This is a genomic window from Aquimarina sp. MMG015 (genome assembly GCF_018100855.1).
GTDB lineage: Bacteria > Bacteroidota > Bacteroidia > Flavobacteriales > Flavobacteriaceae > Aquimarina > Aquimarina latercula.
The window spans coordinates 1-367 of record NZ_JAGJEB010000052.1; the positions used below are offsets into that span (position 1 = coordinate 1).

A 367-nucleotide genomic window follows, 5' to 3' on the forward strand; every position below is an offset into this window, starting at 1 on the left:
GGCAACAGCTGGCGCAGGAGTTCATACAATAACGTATAGTTTTACGAATGCAAATGGATGTACTGATACTGCTTCAGACACTATTGAAGTATTTGCGTTACCTAATGTAACTTTTAATGCACTAACGGATATATGTATTGATCAAGGCACACAAACTGGATTAACTGGCGGAAGTCCTGCTGGAGGAATTTATTCAGGTTCTGGTGTAACGGATAATGGAAACGGAACAACATACTCTTTTAATCCGGCAACAGCAGGTGCAGGAATTCATACAATAACATACAGCTTTACAAATGCAAATGGATGTACTGATACAGCTTCAGATACTATTGAAGTATTTGCGTTACCTAATGTAACTTTTAATGCG

The 367-nt window shown here is 38.4% G+C and carries 1 protein-coding gene; it reads left to right on the forward strand.

From position 1 onward, the window contains the following. The coding region (locus J8L88_RS23460; protein ID WP_211062103.1) for a hypothetical protein at positions 1–367 on the forward strand (367 nt) is incomplete at both ends.